This window comes from Dinoroseobacter sp. S124A (genome assembly GCF_049801015.1).
Classification (GTDB): domain Bacteria; phylum Pseudomonadota; class Alphaproteobacteria; order Rhodobacterales; family Rhodobacteraceae; genus Dinoroseobacter.
Genome location: NZ_JBNAGD010000007.1, coordinates 93,521 through 107,089, shown reverse-complemented (window position 1 = coordinate 107,089; position 13,569 = coordinate 93,521). Strand labels below are relative to the sequence as shown.

Genomic DNA, 13,569 nt, shown 5'->3' with positions numbered 1-13,569 from the left:
ATGCCCGCCCTCGCCGCCCTTCCGAAACACATGCAGATCAGCGAAATTCTGATCCGCGACATCACCGCCGGGCGGCTGGCCGAGGGCGCGCGCCTGCCGCCCGAACGGGATCTGGCGGTGCAGATGGGCACCTCCGTCGGGACCCTGCGCAAGGCGCTGGCGCATCTGACCGAACAGGGGCTTTTGCACCGGATCCAGGGTTCGGGGAATTACGTGCGGCGCGGCGGACCTGCGGCAGGGGTCTATGCGATGTTCCGGCTGGAGCGGCTGGGCGGCGGCGGGCTGCCCCGGGCCGAGATGCTGGACAGGGCCTTTATGACCAAGCCGGTGGACCTGCCCGAATTCGGGCGCAGCACCCTTGCGACACGGTTTCGCCGGTTGCGCTATCTCGATGACCGCCCCATCGCCGCCGAGGAGATCTGGCTCGATGCCGGCGCCGGGCAGCTCGACGAAGGACCGCTCTCCGAATCGCTCTATCGCAGCTACGCGGCCCGGCTCGGGCTGACGATCACCCGGGCCGAGGACCGGGTGCGGCTCGCGCCCTTTCCGGACTGGACGCCCGCGGCCCTGCCCGCACCCGGGACCACGGCGGGTTATGTGGAACGGTTCGCCTGGGGCGGCCCCGGGGCGCCCGTGGAATACTCGCGCACCTGGTTCGATGGGACCTGCGCGCATTACGTGCAACGCCTGAACGAAGCGGCCCGAGAGACGGGCCCAATGACGGAAGACACCCATGACTGACGTAATCCGGTACGGCCTGATCGGCTGTGGCATGATGGGACAGGAGCATTTGCGCAATCTCGCGCTCCTACCCGGGGCCGAGGCTGTCGCGCTCTTCGAGCCGGACCAGGAGATGGCCGAGGCCGCCCTTGCGCTGGCCCCCGGTGCGGTGCGCGCATCGAGCCTGAGCGAGATGCTTGCGATGCCAGCGCTCGATGCGCTGGTGATCGCCAGCCCCAATTTCCGCCATATGGAACAGGTGGCCGAAATCGCCGCGACCCGCCCCCTGCCCCTGCTGGTGGAAAAGCCGCTCTATACGGATCCCGCAGACCTGCCCCGGGTCAAAGCGCTCTTTGCGCGCTACCCCGCCCCGGTCTGGGTCGCGATGGAGTATCGCTACATGCCGCCCATCGCCGCCTTCCTCGACCGGCTCGATCCCGTGACCGGCGGCGTTCAGATGTTCTCGATCCGCGAGCATCGCTTCCCGTTTCTGCAGAAGGTCGGCGACTGGAACCGCTTCAACCGCTATACCGGCGGCACCTTTGTCGAGAAATGCTGTCATTTCTTCGACCTGATGCGTTTTGCCCTGAAATCCGAACCCACACGGATCATGGCGAGCGCAGCCCCGGTGCTGAACCACCGCGGCGAGGTCTATGGTGGGCAATCTCCGGATATCCTCGATGCGGGCTATGCCATCTGCGAGTTCGAAAGCGGCGCCCGCGCCATGCTGGAGCTCTGCATGTATGCCGAGGGCGCGCGCTATCAGGAGGAACTGAGCGCCGTGGGCCCGGCAGGCAAGATCGAGGCCCGCGTCCCCGGCCCCGGCCGCTTCTGGCCCGCGGATCTCGGCCCCGCACCGGTCCCGCAGCTTGAGATCAGCCCGCGCAGCCCGCAACGCCCCGAAGTGCTCGAGGTCCCGGTGGACCCTAGATTGCTAGAGGCGGGCGACCATAACGGCGCGACCTTCTACCAGCACCAGAAGTTCCTGGCGCTTTTGCGCGGCGAAGCCGACGCACCGGAGGTCAGCGCCCATGACGGCTGGCGCGCGGTGGAAATGGGTCTGGCCGCCCAGCGCTCGATCGCGACCGGCCTGCCGGTGAGCCTCGCTCAGGATGCTGCCGAGATCAGCGCCTGAGCGACGCGCGACCGCGCGGTCCACATGTGGACCGCGCCGACCCGCCCGGCCTCAACCGTTCAGGACCAGCGGCCCCACCAGCGCAGGGCGCGCCACCTGATAGGTCGGCGCGAAATCCGGGATCGGGCGGCTTTGATAGCCGCCTTCCACGAAGACGAAATCGATCCCGGCCGCTTGCGCCGTTGCATAGTCCGTACTGCTATCCCCGACATAGAGCACATCCTCAGGCGCCACCCCCAGGCCCGCAATCGCGTGGTGCAGGGGCGCGGGATCCGGCTTCAGCACGGGCAGGGTATCCCCTCCGACCAGCACCGGAAAAAACGGCAACAGCCCCAGATGGTCGCAAAGCACCCGCGCCGGCCCCTCGGGCTTGTTCGTGCACAGCGCCAGGGCCAAACCTGCCGCGCGCAGATCGCCCAGCATCTCCATCACACCCGGATAAATCGTCGTCTCGTGGTCCACCCCGGTCTCGTAGAGCTCGAGGAACCGCGCCAAACCGGCTTCCTCATCGGCGATCCCACCGGTCGCGCGCAGGCTGCGCTGCACAAGGATCCGCGCCCCCGAGCCGACGAAGCTCACCGCCTCGGGCAGGGTCAGCGTCCGGCGCCCGCGCTCTTCGAGCATCCCGTTGATCGCCCGCCGCATGTCCGGCGCGCTGTCGACCAGCGTACCGTCCAGATCAAACACCACCGCCTTGTACCGCATGTTCCGCCTCTTTCCCTGATCCTGCTGACCTCGCGCGGACCAGCCTGAAACTCAAGCGCAAAAGCATCCGCGATCCGGATCAGAGCGCCGCATTCGCCCCGGAAAGAAACGCCCGCGCCTCGGCCGCGGTCTCGAACACATGGGGGCGGACCTCGCGAGCAAAGGCATCGCCCAGCTTCATGCGCATGAAGGCCGATCCCGAATAGCGCGTGACGGTTCCGTAATACCGGTCCTCGAGCCCGTGGACCATGGCAACCCAGGCCTCCTGGATGTCCTCATCGATCCGCGCACCATCGTAATTCACGATCACATCGACCCGGTGGCCCAGCGGCGCGCAAAGCGCCTCGACCCCCTCGCGCACCCGCGCCACATCGGCAGCCCCCCGCACGCGCATCTTCTCGAAATTCAGGAACAGCTGCTTGCGATCCGGCGAAAGCGCCATACGATCCCCCAGATCCAGATGCAGCAGATCCACGCGCAGCTCCATCGGCGCCTCATGGAAAATCCGTCCATCCATCTGGGCCAGATCCGGCGCGATATGGGGGCGGAAGGCCATATGGGCGAGGATATCCCGCTCCAGATCCATGCCCGGCGCGATCTCGATCAGTTCCAGCCCATCCCCGCGCAGCCGGAACACCGCCCGCTCGGTGACATAGAGCACGGGCTTGCGCGCGGCAGCGGCCAGCGGGCCGGAGAAGGTGACCTGCTCCACCGCGTCCACGAACTTGGCCACCCGCCCCTCGCTGCGCAATGCGAGCCCCGCATCGCTCACGGCCATATCGAGCCCAACGGAGGTGAACGTCCCGGCAAAGACCACCGCGCGGGCGTTCTGACTGATATTGATAAAGCCCCCCGCCCCGGCCAGCTTAGGCCCGAACCGCGAGACATTCACATTGCCCGACCGATCCACCTCGGCCATGCCGAGCACGGCGATGTCGAGCCCGCCCCCGTCATAGAAATCGAACTGCGCGCCCTGCGGAACGATCGCATCGGTGTTGATCGCCGCCCCAAAATCGAGCCCCGAAGCCGGTTGCCCGCCGATCACGCCCGGCTCGGCGGTCAGGGTGAGATGGGGCAGAAGCCGCTCTTCCCCGGCCACGGCGGCCACCCCTTCGGGCATCCCGATCCCGAGATTGACCACACCATTGATCGGCAGCTCGAAAGCCGCGCGCCGGGCGATGACCTTGCGCACGGTCAGGGGCATCTCAGGCGCGGCGTCGGCCTCGACCCGGAACTGCCCGGAAAAGGCGTGGCTATAGGGCGTAGCAAAGGTCTGGTGGTGGTTCTCGGGCCGGGCAACGACAACGGCATCCACCAGTGCGCCGGGGATCACCACGTCGCGCGCATTGAGCCCGCCACGCGCCACCATCTGTTCGACCTGCACGATCACCACGCCGCCGGAATTCTTGGCCGCCATGGCCTGGGCCAGATTGTCGATGACCAGCGCCTCGCGCTCCATCGAGATGTTGCCCTCCGGATCCGCCGACGTCCCCCGCAACAGCGCCACCTGGATCGGCATCGCCTTGTAGAACAGATGCTCCTCGCCGCCGATCTCCATGACCGAGACGATATCTTCGGGCGTGGCGTCGTTGATCTTGCCCCCCTGCAGGCGCGGATCCACGAAGGTGCCCAAGCCCACCCGGGTCAGGGTGCCGGGCCGCCCCGCCGCGATGTCGCGATAGAGATGGCTGATCACGCCTTGCGGCAGGTTATAGGCGGCAATCTTGCCCGCCGTGGCGAGGGCCGCGACCTTGGGGATCAAGCCCCAATGCCCGCCCACGACCCGCGACAGCAGCCCCTCCTGCCCCAGACGGTTCAGGCCCCGCGTCTTGCCATCGCCCTGCCCCGCCGCAAAGAGCAGCGTCAGGTCCCGCGGCGTCGCGGTCTCGGCAAAGCGCGTCTCGAGCGCGGCCAGCAGCTCTTCGGGTACGCCGATCCCGACGAACCCGGATGTGGTGACGGTATCCCCATCGCGAATCAGATCCGCTGCGGCCGCAGCGGAGATGCGTTTGTTCGGCATAACACCCTCTCAGCTTCCCCGCCGCGCAGTGTATCGCCGATCGCGGACAAGACCAGACCCCGCTTGCCGCCGATCCGGCCCGAGCGTCACGGCCCTGTTGCAAAGCTTTGCTCAAACACCCCCATGCAGGACAGGTTGGATCCCCTGATTGCCGAACGTGCGCCCTGGTTGTTCCGGACCGGTCCGGGCACGGCCCTGGCGCGGCGCGCGCTGACCGGGATGCTCGGCTACCGGCGCACTGTGGCGCTCGGCACCCGGCTCGCCCCGAAACCCGCCGCCGAGATCATGGAGACCATGGGCCAGCTGCTCGCGCGGGATGTCCGGGTCCGCGGGCTGGAGGCGCTGCCCCTGCACGGGCCCGCGCTGGTCGTGGCGAACCATCCGACCGGGATCGCCGATGGGATCATCCTGCATCACGTATTGGCGCCGTTGCGGCCCGACCTCTTCTTCTTCGCCAATTCCGACATCCTGCGGGTGCTGCCACAGATGTCCGCACTCATCGCGCCGGTGGAATGGCGGCCCGAGAAGCGCAGCCTGACCAGAACGCGCGAGACCATGGCCTATACCCGCAGCGCGCTTGAGGCCGGGCGGCTCGGCGTGATCTTTCCCTCGGGGCGGTTGGCCAAGCGGCGCGGGCTGCGGCTCTTCGAGCGTCCCTGGATGGCGTCGGCGGCGATGATCGCCCGGAAATTCGACGTCCCCGTCATCCCCGTCCATATCCGCGCGCGCAACTCGGCGCTCTTCTACCTCTTTGACCGGATCCACCCGACCCTGCGGGACATCACCCTGTTTCACGAGACCCTGAACAAGGCCCGCCAGCCCTTCGAGATCACAATGGGCGAGGCGATTTCCGCCGCCGCCCTGCCCGCCCGCAGCGCGGAGGGAATCGATATGTTGCGGGACGCGACCCTGGCCTTGTCGGACTCTGCGGCAGGCTTGTCGCTTTGGCAGGCATCCCGGCGGCCCGGGTGGGTCCGAGCGCCGCAGGCGCTCATGTCCGGGTTGAATTGACTCGCCCCAAGACGCGCGCCTCTGATAAAATCCGACCGGGGAATGGAGAAGCTTTCTCTCGGAAAGGTGCTGTCACATGCAACAAGATATCCGGCCTGCGGCCACTGACATTCTGGCCCTTGGGGATGACGATATCGGGGACTTTCTGCGGGATTTGATCGCGCAGAAACGCCTGAGCGATCTGGTCCACGCCCTGAACGAAGAGATCCTCGAAGGCACGGCCGAAATGGCACAGGCGGCGGCCCGCGCCCTGACCCGTCTGGGATTCGTGGACGAGCTTGCCTGAGCCCCGCCGGGCCCTGCGCTAGAGACCGCGCGTGGCCCAGCCGAAGCCGGTCTGGCCGAAACCATTGCCGTTATAGAGCATTACATGCCCCTGCCCCAGCGGCAGGACCGTGGGATAGGCCTGCATGAACCCGTCCCAATCCTCCGCGCCGGGCGGGTTGGCAAAGACCAGCGGCTCGGCTGGCCCCGCGGGCATCCCCGCCGCGTCGAGCGGCAGGGACAGGATGCGATAGGCCGCAGCACTGTCCGTGCGAAACGCACTCCGCGCGCGGTAGGAGAAAAAGAGCCGCTCGGTGCCGTCGATCCGCGCCCGCCACGGGCGTGCCAGCCCGCCGCCCTCGGGCAGGGCCGATATGCCCGGCGCGACCATCACATCCTGCGGGGTCCAGCGCAGCCCGTCCTCCGACACCGCCCGTCGCAGCCCGTAATCCGCATCCGCCGGGCCATCCGGACGCGCGGTCCAGCCCGTGGCGCTCATGTACCAGGCAGAGTACCCCTCAGGCTCTGTCTGGATATGGGCCAGCGAGACGAAATAGGGGTCTTTCGGGCCAACCGACAGGACCGGCCCCGTGCTGTGTCGTGTGAACTCTGCACCGTCCGGGCTCGTGGCGAGACCGATGGCCAGCCCATAGGGCACATCCCGGCGCAGATGCATCCCCATGTAATAGAGATGCACGCGCCCATCCCGCCACAGGGCCATGCTCGGCCCCTGTCCGGCGCTGTCGAAACAGCCCGGCGCCCCGAGCGGCAGGATGGGGGTGTCCGCGCGCGCCAGCACCCGCATCTCGTCCAGCGGGTCCACATCGACCCAGAGTATGCGCGCCCGGTTCTCCTGATCGCGGACGGCGTAGTAAAGCCGCCAGCGCCGGTCGTGAAAAATGAGTGGCGTGGGGTTCTGCGCATGGCTGCGCCACCCCGCCTCGCCCGGCTCGGGGGCCATCTGGATCACCCCGCGCCGCTGCCACCGATCTGCACCGGGGCCGCTCACAACAACCTGCGCATCCGGCTGCTCTTGAAGGGTTTGGTCTCGGGAGCAGGTCCCACGACAACGCCCTCATCGGGCACGTCCTGCGAGACCAGCGCGGCATTCAGCAGGGCGGCCGCCCGCCCGATCCTGAGCCCGTGGGTCACCGCCACCTGCCCCGCCAGATGACACTCGTCCCCGATCACCGTGGAGCCCGCGACGCCCACCTGCGACGAGATGAAGACGTGATCGCCGATGGTGACATGGTGGCCGATATGATTGCCGCTCCACAGGATGCAATTGTTCCCGATCCGGGCGAAGGGCTGGATGATGTTCCGCTCGAGGATCACGCAGTTCTCGCCGATGCTGTCCCCGTAATAGTGGCAATCCGGATGCAGAAAGCGCGCGAAATCATAGCCCCGCGCCTTGCCTTCGAGGTAGCGGTCCCGGCGGATCGTGTTCATCCGCTGATAGGTGAGCGGGCCCAGCAACTGCACCTTGTCGGGCGGGAACCGTGCCTCCAGCTGCGACCAAGGCACGAGCGGCAGCCCGTCATGGGTCTCAGCCGTGCAATAGGCATCGTCCAGCGTATAGCCAACGATGTTCAGATGGGGCGCCTCGGCCCGGATATACACGGCCACGACCGCCGCCATGTCGCCGGCACCGAACAGAACGATATCCGTCTGCGTCATGATCCACCCTCCTTGGCGGGGCCGTCCAGCCACCCCAGTGCCGTGTCGAAATCCGCGGCCGCGATCCGGTAATTCGACTGGTCCACCCAGCGATCCGTCCGTTTCGAAAACGCCCCGGCCAGAACCCGCATCTCGACCCCGGTCTGGGCATGGGCCTCGATCTGCATGGCCAGCCGCGACATGTCCGGGTGGCTGAGATACAACAGCCGCGTCCCCGCCGCCGCCAGAAGCAGCCCCAGCGAGCCCGACCCGTTCTGCACTACGATCCGGTCCGCGCCATGGATCGCGGCCATCTGTTCGGCAAAGCTGAGCTCTTCGGGAAAACAGGTGACATAGCCGCGCTCGGTGAGCCAGCCCGCCACCTCCTCCCAGTTGTCGATGGCCCGGTGACGCTCGGGTTTGCGCGCCCAGAAGAGCCGGCGGCTCTGCCCGAGACCTGCAGGCAGGGCGGGCGGCGCGGCGGCAAAGCGCGCGGCGATCTCGGCGCTGCCCGCGCGGCACAGCACCGTCAGGGCCTCGATCGTCGGGTGGATCGCGGCAATGTCGAGCCCCTGATCCGTGGTCAGCAGGTGCGGTGCGTAGAACCAGTTCTGCACCGCATAGAGCCGGTCCACATGGACCCGGTGCCCGCGCGGGATTTCGACCAATTCGATGGCCCGGTCCCCGGCGAAAAAGCGCAGGGATTGCCGATGCTGGCGCGGCATGTGCTGATCGATCAGGATCGGTAGAGGCCCCGCCCCGGGGGCGAGCCGATCCCCGAGCCGGGCACGGGCGGCGAGAAACTGCGGAAGTTGCTCCATCATCCAATGACCGAAGGACACCGTGTTGATGCCCAAGAGCGACAACGCCTCCGGGATCCGATGCGCCCGCTCCGCCGCGTCATCCTCGAGAAACATCACCTCACCCGGTCCGCAGCGCCGGAAAATCACCGGATCGAACGCCATCTCGACCGGCAGGGCGCTGGCCTCGTCCTCCTGCGCGTCAAAGAGCAGCCTCCCCTGGTGCAGCACCATGGCGGAGCGTGCGAAAACCGTCGCCTGTCGGAGCCACCCCGACCGGATCCGCCGCGCGCGGTTGCGGATCTCGGGCACCGAGGCGGGGCCATAGATCACCGGTGTCCGGTTGTGCAGATCGCCCTGCCCGTCATGAGCAATGGTGAGCCCCTCGGCGGCCTCTTCGAGCGCCGCGCCCAGACTGCCAAGCGGCAGCCGCCGCAGGGATAACCCCGTCCCGTCCCGCATCAGTTCCGCGTAGCAGGACAGCGCCTGATCCTCGGGCAGATGGGCGCACAGCTCTGTCTTGATCTGCATCGCCGCGATCAGCGAAATGGGCTTGGCCGCATCGGGGGGCGGCGCGCGCTTGACCAGCCGCGCCCAGACCGCCTCGGGCACCTGATCGGGCCGCATTCTCACCCCGCAGACCGCGAAATCGGCGGGGATACGGGCGCCACACACGCCGCGACATCCGCGATCAGCGATGGCGCAAGATCCGGCGCCATGGGCAGACCAAAGAGGCGCAGGCCCAGATCCTCGGTCACCGGCAGCGGATCGCGCGGGCAGGCGGCGAAATGGGCCATGTTGTGCAGCCCGTGCTCGTACCAGCGCCGCCAGCCGAAACTGGCCCCGGACAGGACCGCATGCAGATGCTCGGCACTGGCGCGATCCTCGGCCTCCAGCAGGGCATAGGCCGAGCTCACCTCAGGCGACACAAAGAGCCGCCCGGGCACATCGCGCGCGTCAAAGGCCGCGCGGTAGCCGCGCGACACCTCTGCATAGGCCGCCGCGCGCCGCGCATACATGTCGAGCATCGCGTGGCCGACGGCGGCGTGATACTCGCTCATCTTTCCGTTGAAGCCCGACATCCGGCATTCGCGCGAGTTCAGAAATCCGAAATTCGTCGCTTGCGAGATCAGCTCCCGCCCGGGCTGGGTATCCCAGACCACGGCGCCGCCCTCGCCGGTGGAAAAGGTCTTGGTCGCGTGAAAGCTCAGGCAGATCGGCAAGGACGAGGATCGGGCGACAGGGGTGCTCAGCACGGCCTCGAACGCCGCCGCCGCATCGACCACGACCGGCACCCCGGACTGATCCCGAAACACCTCGAACGCGGTCAGATCCGGCAGGCGTCCGTAAGGGGCCACCACCAGGACGACGCCCGCCTGCGCCAGGACCGGATGGTCGGCAAGCGCTGCGGGGTCAAGCGCCCAGCTCTGCGGGTCGACATCGACGAAGTAGGGGGTGTAGCCGCACCGATCGGCGGCAAGGGCCGTGGCCGCAAAGGTGTAGGACGGCAGCAGGGCCAGAGGCTTCTCCGCCGTGGCGCGCCCGGCGGTCGCCATGATCGACGCCTCCAGCGCGGCCGTGCCCGAGGCGGCGGTGGTCACCACATCCCGATCCGCGCCCAGCGCCTTGGACAGCCGCGTCTCCAGCCGCTGCACCAGCTCACCGCGATTGGCATACCAGCGATTGCGGTCCGGCACATCGAGATAGCCCATGATCTCCTGCGCGGTCGGCAGGAGCGGGTCGCAGACTTTGCGCAGATCCGAGGTCATGGCACTCCGTTGATCTGTCCGACGGACGGGCGCCGAAATGGGCGCGCGTGGGACGTATGACGTAACCTGCCTCGAAACCCACCGATATTGCAAACAGATCACGTGCCCCGCGCGGCTTGAGTAACCCGGCATGGGCCGTATGATCACGCAAGGCCCGACCATTGGCGTCGGAAAACTGGGGCTGCGCGCAATCCATGAAAATCAGTGTCGTCATCTGGGTCAAGGACGAAGCCGATGTCCTCGCGCTCGCCGTGCGGCAATTGCTGCGGGGGGGCGTGTATTCGGTGAACATCATGGATGACGGGTCCACCGATGGCACCGCGCAGGTCATCGCGGATCTCTGCGCCGCCCATGATCAGGTCCACCCGATCCCCCGCACGCAGATCCTGTCCGAGGCGCTGCAGCTGGACGGGCCGGTCTTTGGCCCGGTCGTCGCGCGGGACGGGTCGGACTGGCTGATGGTCACCGATCCGGATGAATTCTGGCTGCCGCGCAATGGCGATCTGCGCCAGACCCGCGCGCTGGAAAACCATGACGTGGTCGTGGTCGAACGGTTCAACGCGGCCTTGCCTGTGGGGCCCGTGGCGCTGGACCCGCTCGGCACGGATGCAGGGCTGCGCGATCTGCCCCTGCTGGTGGCGCGCACCCCGCTTTCGCGTCAGGCCATGGCCGAGGATCCCGACCTGCGCTGGGTCACCCACCGGATCGGGCCCAAGCTGATGGTGCGCCCCGAAACCGTGCAAAGCTATGGGCTGGGCATGCATCAGGTCGCCACTGCGGATGAAAGCCTGCTGCGCCGGGCCCGGGGGCAGGATATCGTCGTGGCCCATCTGCCCTTCACCACCTATGCGCGCTTCGAGCGCAAGGTGCAGAACATCGCCCATGTCTTCGACCGGTATGACGACGCCCATAGCGGCAACATCGCCTGGCACTGGCGGCGCTGGCTCGAGATCTACCGGGCGGGCGGGCTGCGTGCGGAATTCGACCGGCAGTTCTACACGCCCGAAGACCTCGCCGCGATGACCGAGGCCGGCAGCGTTCGAACCGCCCACGGGATTTTCGAGGACCGGCGGGCCGAGGCCCTGGCCCGTCGCGCCGCACGCGCAGCCGCCGAGGCGGGCGGGTCCTGATGCGGGTCGCGGTGATGCAGCCCTATCTCTACCCCTACCCGCTCTATTTCCACCTGATCGCGTCGGTAGACCTCTTCGTGCTCTTCGACTGCGTGCAGTTTCCTCGGCGCGGACGGATCCACCGCGCCCCCCTGCCGGACGGGGGCTGGCTCACCCTGCCGCTGTCGCGCCAGCCGCGGGACACCCGCATCGCGGACCTCGCCTTCGCTGACGACGCCCCCACGCTCTGGGCCGAGCGCTGCGCCGCCCTGCCCTGGCTCTCGGCCGAGATGGCAGAGACGCTCGCGGCCCCGTTCGCGCAAGGCGTGACCACCTATCTGGAGGGACAGCTCCGGCGCGCCTGTACCATGCTGGGGATCGAGACGCCCTTCCTGCGCAGCTCGACCCTCGCATTGCCCTCGAATCTGCGCGGTCAGGACCGGGTGATGGCCGCGGCCAGGGCGGTGGAGGCGACCACCTATGTGAACCTGCCCGGCGGACGCGAGCTCTACAGCCCCGCCGCGTTCCGGGCCAAGGGGCTCGGGCTTGCCTTTCTCGAACCCTATGCGGGCCCGCGGGTCTCGCTCCTCCATGCCCTGTCGACAGAACCCCATGATGCACTGCGCGCCGAACGTGCCGCGCTGCCCCCGCCCCAGGAGGCCCTCTGATGATGGATCACAGCCCCGAGGCGCTGCAGCGCTACTACGACACCCGCCTCGCGGATCATGGCGACACCGCCCAGGGCGCAGGCTGGCCGAACGAGGCCGACCGGCAAACCCGGTTTCAGGTGATGCGCGCGCTGGCCCCGGAGGGCGGGATGAAGGACCTCTGCGATCTGGCCTGCGGCACGGGCGCGTTTCTCGATCACCTGACCGCAGCCGGCCAGCCGCCCCGGCGCTATCTCGGCCTCGACATTTCCGACAGCGCGATCACCGCCGCGCAGGCCAAACACGACCCCGCGCAGTTCCAGCGTCACGACATCCTGCGCGACCCCGCGCCGGGATCCTTCGACTATGTGGTCGCCAACGGGCTCTTCACCGTCAAGGACAGCCTCAGCCATGAGGAAATGTGGGCCTTCCTGCGCGCCACCACCACCGCCATGTGGGGCATGACCCGCGTCGGCATGGCCTTCAACGTCATGTCCGCCGTGGTCGATTGGCAGCGCGACGACCTCTTCCACGTGGAAAGCGACGCGCTGTTGCGCTGGCTCTACGGGCTGGCCGGGCGGCGGGTGATCCTGCGCGCGGATTACGACCTTTATGAATACACCGCCTATGTCTATCGCGCGCCGGTTTCGGAACGCTGATCAGCAGATGCGCGGCAACTGCTCGCCCACAAGCATATCGACGATCCGCGTGCCGCCGAACAGGGTCGTCATGACCACGCGTCCTGGATGCTCGGCCACCGCGCGCCCGACGATGCAGGCCGCGCGCCCGGCCTCGGTGGCTTGCATGGCGGCCAGTGCGGCGGCCGCCTCCGCCTCGGGGACAAAGACGACCAGCGTGCCCTCATTGGCGAGATAAAGCGGATCGAGCCCGAGGATCTCGCAAGTGCCGCGCACCTCGTCGCGCATGGGGATCGCCGTCTCTTCCAGCACCACGCCCACGCCCGCCGCCTCGGCAATCTCGTTGAGCGCCGAGGCCAGACCGCCCCGCGTCGCATCCCGCGCGGCCCGCGCATGGGGCGCGGCAGCCAGAACCGCCTCCATCAACCCGTTGAGCGACTGACAATCCGAGGAAATCTCTGAACTCAGCGCCATATCTCCGCGCGCCGCGAGGATCGTCGCGCCATGGTCGCCCAGCACGCCGTTCACGATCGCCACATCCCCGGGGCGCACATGCCCCGCCGCCAGATCCCGTCCCGGCGGGATGACCCCGACCCCCGAGGTGGTCACAAAAATCTTGTCCGCCGAGCCGCGCCCAACCACCTTGGTATCGCCGGTCACGATGCGCACCCCGGCTGCCGCCGCCTCCCGCGCCATGGAGGCAACCACCCGCTGCACCAAGGCGATCTCCACCCCCTCCTCAAGAATAAACGCAGCCGAAAGCCACAGCGGCTGCGCCCCGCCCACCGCCAGATCATTCACCGTCCCGCAGACCGCGATCTTGCCGATATCTCCGCCGGGGAACTCCACCGGATCGACCACGAAACTGTCCGTGGTGAAGGCCAGCTGCGCGCCGGGCTCGGCCAGCGCATCGGCGGTCAAACGGGCCTGATCCTCCATCCCGTCGGGCTCGAAGACCGAGGTGAACACCACCTCGATCAGATCCCGCATCGCCTTGCCACCGCCCCCATGGGACAGGGTCACCGCCGTGTCGCGCAAGCTCTTGGCCGTCATCGCGCCCACCTTCTCATTGTTCGTCAAATACTCCGGGGGAGC

At 67.9% G+C, this 13,569-nt stretch carries 14 protein-coding genes; 7 read left to right on the top strand and 7 right to left on the bottom strand.

Features of this window, described 5'->3' with window-relative positions:
• Both ACP15I_RS17170 and ACP15I_RS17165 read left to right on the top strand, forming a co-directional pair.
• Positions 1-741: a GntR family transcriptional regulator gene (locus tag ACP15I_RS17170; protein ID WP_424976021.1), complete on the top strand. Its 741-nt coding sequence runs from the start codon at positions 1-3 to the stop codon at positions 739-741.
• Positions 734-1,855, top strand: coding sequence for a Gfo/Idh/MocA family protein (locus ACP15I_RS17165; RefSeq protein WP_424976020.1), 1,122 nt, complete (start codon positions 734-736; stop codon positions 1,853-1,855). Before ACP15I_RS17170 ends, ACP15I_RS17165 begins: the two co-directional genes overlap by 8 nt.
• A gap of 51 nt (positions 1,856-1,906) precedes the next feature.
• Here ACP15I_RS17165 and gph read toward each other — a convergent pair whose 3' ends face one another.
• Positions 1,907-2,560: a phosphoglycolate phosphatase gene (gene gph, locus ACP15I_RS17160; RefSeq protein WP_424976019.1), complete on the bottom strand. Its 654-nt coding sequence runs from the start codon at positions 2,558-2,560 to the stop codon at positions 1,907-1,909.
• 79 nt (positions 2,561-2,639) lie between these two features.
• Complete coding sequence (locus ACP15I_RS17155; RefSeq protein ID WP_424976018.1) at positions 2,640-4,580, bottom strand: acyl CoA:acetate/3-ketoacid CoA transferase; 1,941 nt, start codon at positions 4,578-4,580, stop codon at positions 2,640-2,642.
• 123 nt (positions 4,581-4,703) lie between these two features.
• On the opposite strand from ACP15I_RS17155, the gene ACP15I_RS17150 reads away from it, so the two are divergent.
• A complete protein-coding gene (locus ACP15I_RS17150) occupies positions 4,704-5,591 on the top strand; it encodes a lysophospholipid acyltransferase family protein (protein WP_424976017.1) in 888 nt (295 codons plus the stop codon).
• A gap of 76 nt (positions 5,592-5,667) precedes the next feature.
• Positions 5,668-5,877, top strand: coding sequence for a hypothetical protein (locus ACP15I_RS17145; protein ID WP_424976016.1), 210 nt, complete (start codon positions 5,668-5,670; stop codon positions 5,875-5,877).
• An 18-nt stretch (positions 5,878-5,895) separates the two neighbouring features.
• Here the strand turns inward: ACP15I_RS17145 and ACP15I_RS17140 are convergent, their stop codons facing one another.
• The 4 genes from ACP15I_RS17140 to ACP15I_RS17125 are packed head-to-tail and all read right to left on the bottom strand — an operon-like array spanning position 5,896 to position 10,080.
• Positions 5,896-6,816 carry a hypothetical protein gene (locus ACP15I_RS17140; RefSeq protein ID WP_424976015.1) on the bottom strand — a complete coding sequence of 307 codons (921 nt, stop codon included), beginning with the start codon at positions 6,814-6,816 and terminating at the stop codon, positions 5,896-5,898.
• 44 nt (positions 6,817-6,860) lie between these two features.
• Positions 6,861-7,532, bottom strand: a complete 672-nt coding sequence (locus ACP15I_RS17135) for an acetyltransferase (protein ID WP_424976014.1) — start codon at positions 7,530-7,532, stop codon at positions 6,861-6,863.
• Positions 7,529-8,938, bottom strand: coding sequence for a glycosyltransferase family 61 protein (locus tag ACP15I_RS17130; RefSeq protein ID WP_424976013.1), 1,410 nt, complete (start codon positions 8,936-8,938; stop codon positions 7,529-7,531). Before ACP15I_RS17130 ends, ACP15I_RS17135 begins: the two co-directional genes overlap by 4 nt.
• Positions 8,939-8,940: 2 nt before the next feature.
• On the bottom strand, positions 8,941-10,080 hold the full coding sequence (locus ACP15I_RS17125) for a DegT/DnrJ/EryC1/StrS family aminotransferase (RefSeq protein WP_424976012.1): 1,140 nt from the start codon (positions 10,078-10,080) through the stop codon (positions 8,941-8,943).
• A gap of 194 nt (positions 10,081-10,274) precedes the next feature.
• Between ACP15I_RS17125 and ACP15I_RS17120 the strand changes: the two genes are divergently transcribed.
• Genes ACP15I_RS17120 through ACP15I_RS17110 form a run of 3 tightly spaced genes read left to right on the top strand, consistent with a single transcriptional unit; the run spans position 10,275 to position 12,495 of the window.
• Positions 10,275-11,210, top strand: a complete 936-nt coding sequence (locus ACP15I_RS17120) for a glycosyltransferase family 2 protein (protein WP_424976011.1) — start codon at positions 10,275-10,277, stop codon at positions 11,208-11,210.
• On the top strand, positions 11,210-11,857 hold the full coding sequence (locus tag ACP15I_RS17115; RefSeq protein WP_424976010.1) for a WbqC family protein: 648 nt from the start codon (positions 11,210-11,212) through the stop codon (positions 11,855-11,857). The genes ACP15I_RS17120 and ACP15I_RS17115 overlap by 1 nt, the downstream gene beginning before the upstream one ends.
• Positions 11,857-12,495, top strand: coding sequence for a class I SAM-dependent methyltransferase (locus tag ACP15I_RS17110; protein WP_424976009.1), 639 nt, complete (start codon positions 11,857-11,859; stop codon positions 12,493-12,495). The genes ACP15I_RS17115 and ACP15I_RS17110 overlap by 1 nt, the downstream gene beginning before the upstream one ends.
• On the opposite strand, the gene hypE is transcribed toward ACP15I_RS17110, so the two are convergent.
• A complete protein-coding gene (gene hypE, locus ACP15I_RS17105) occupies positions 12,496-13,527 on the bottom strand; it encodes a hydrogenase expression/formation protein HypE (protein WP_424976008.1) in 1,032 nt (343 codons plus the stop codon). It lies immediately after the preceding gene.
• Positions 13,528-13,569 lie beyond the last annotated feature (42 nt).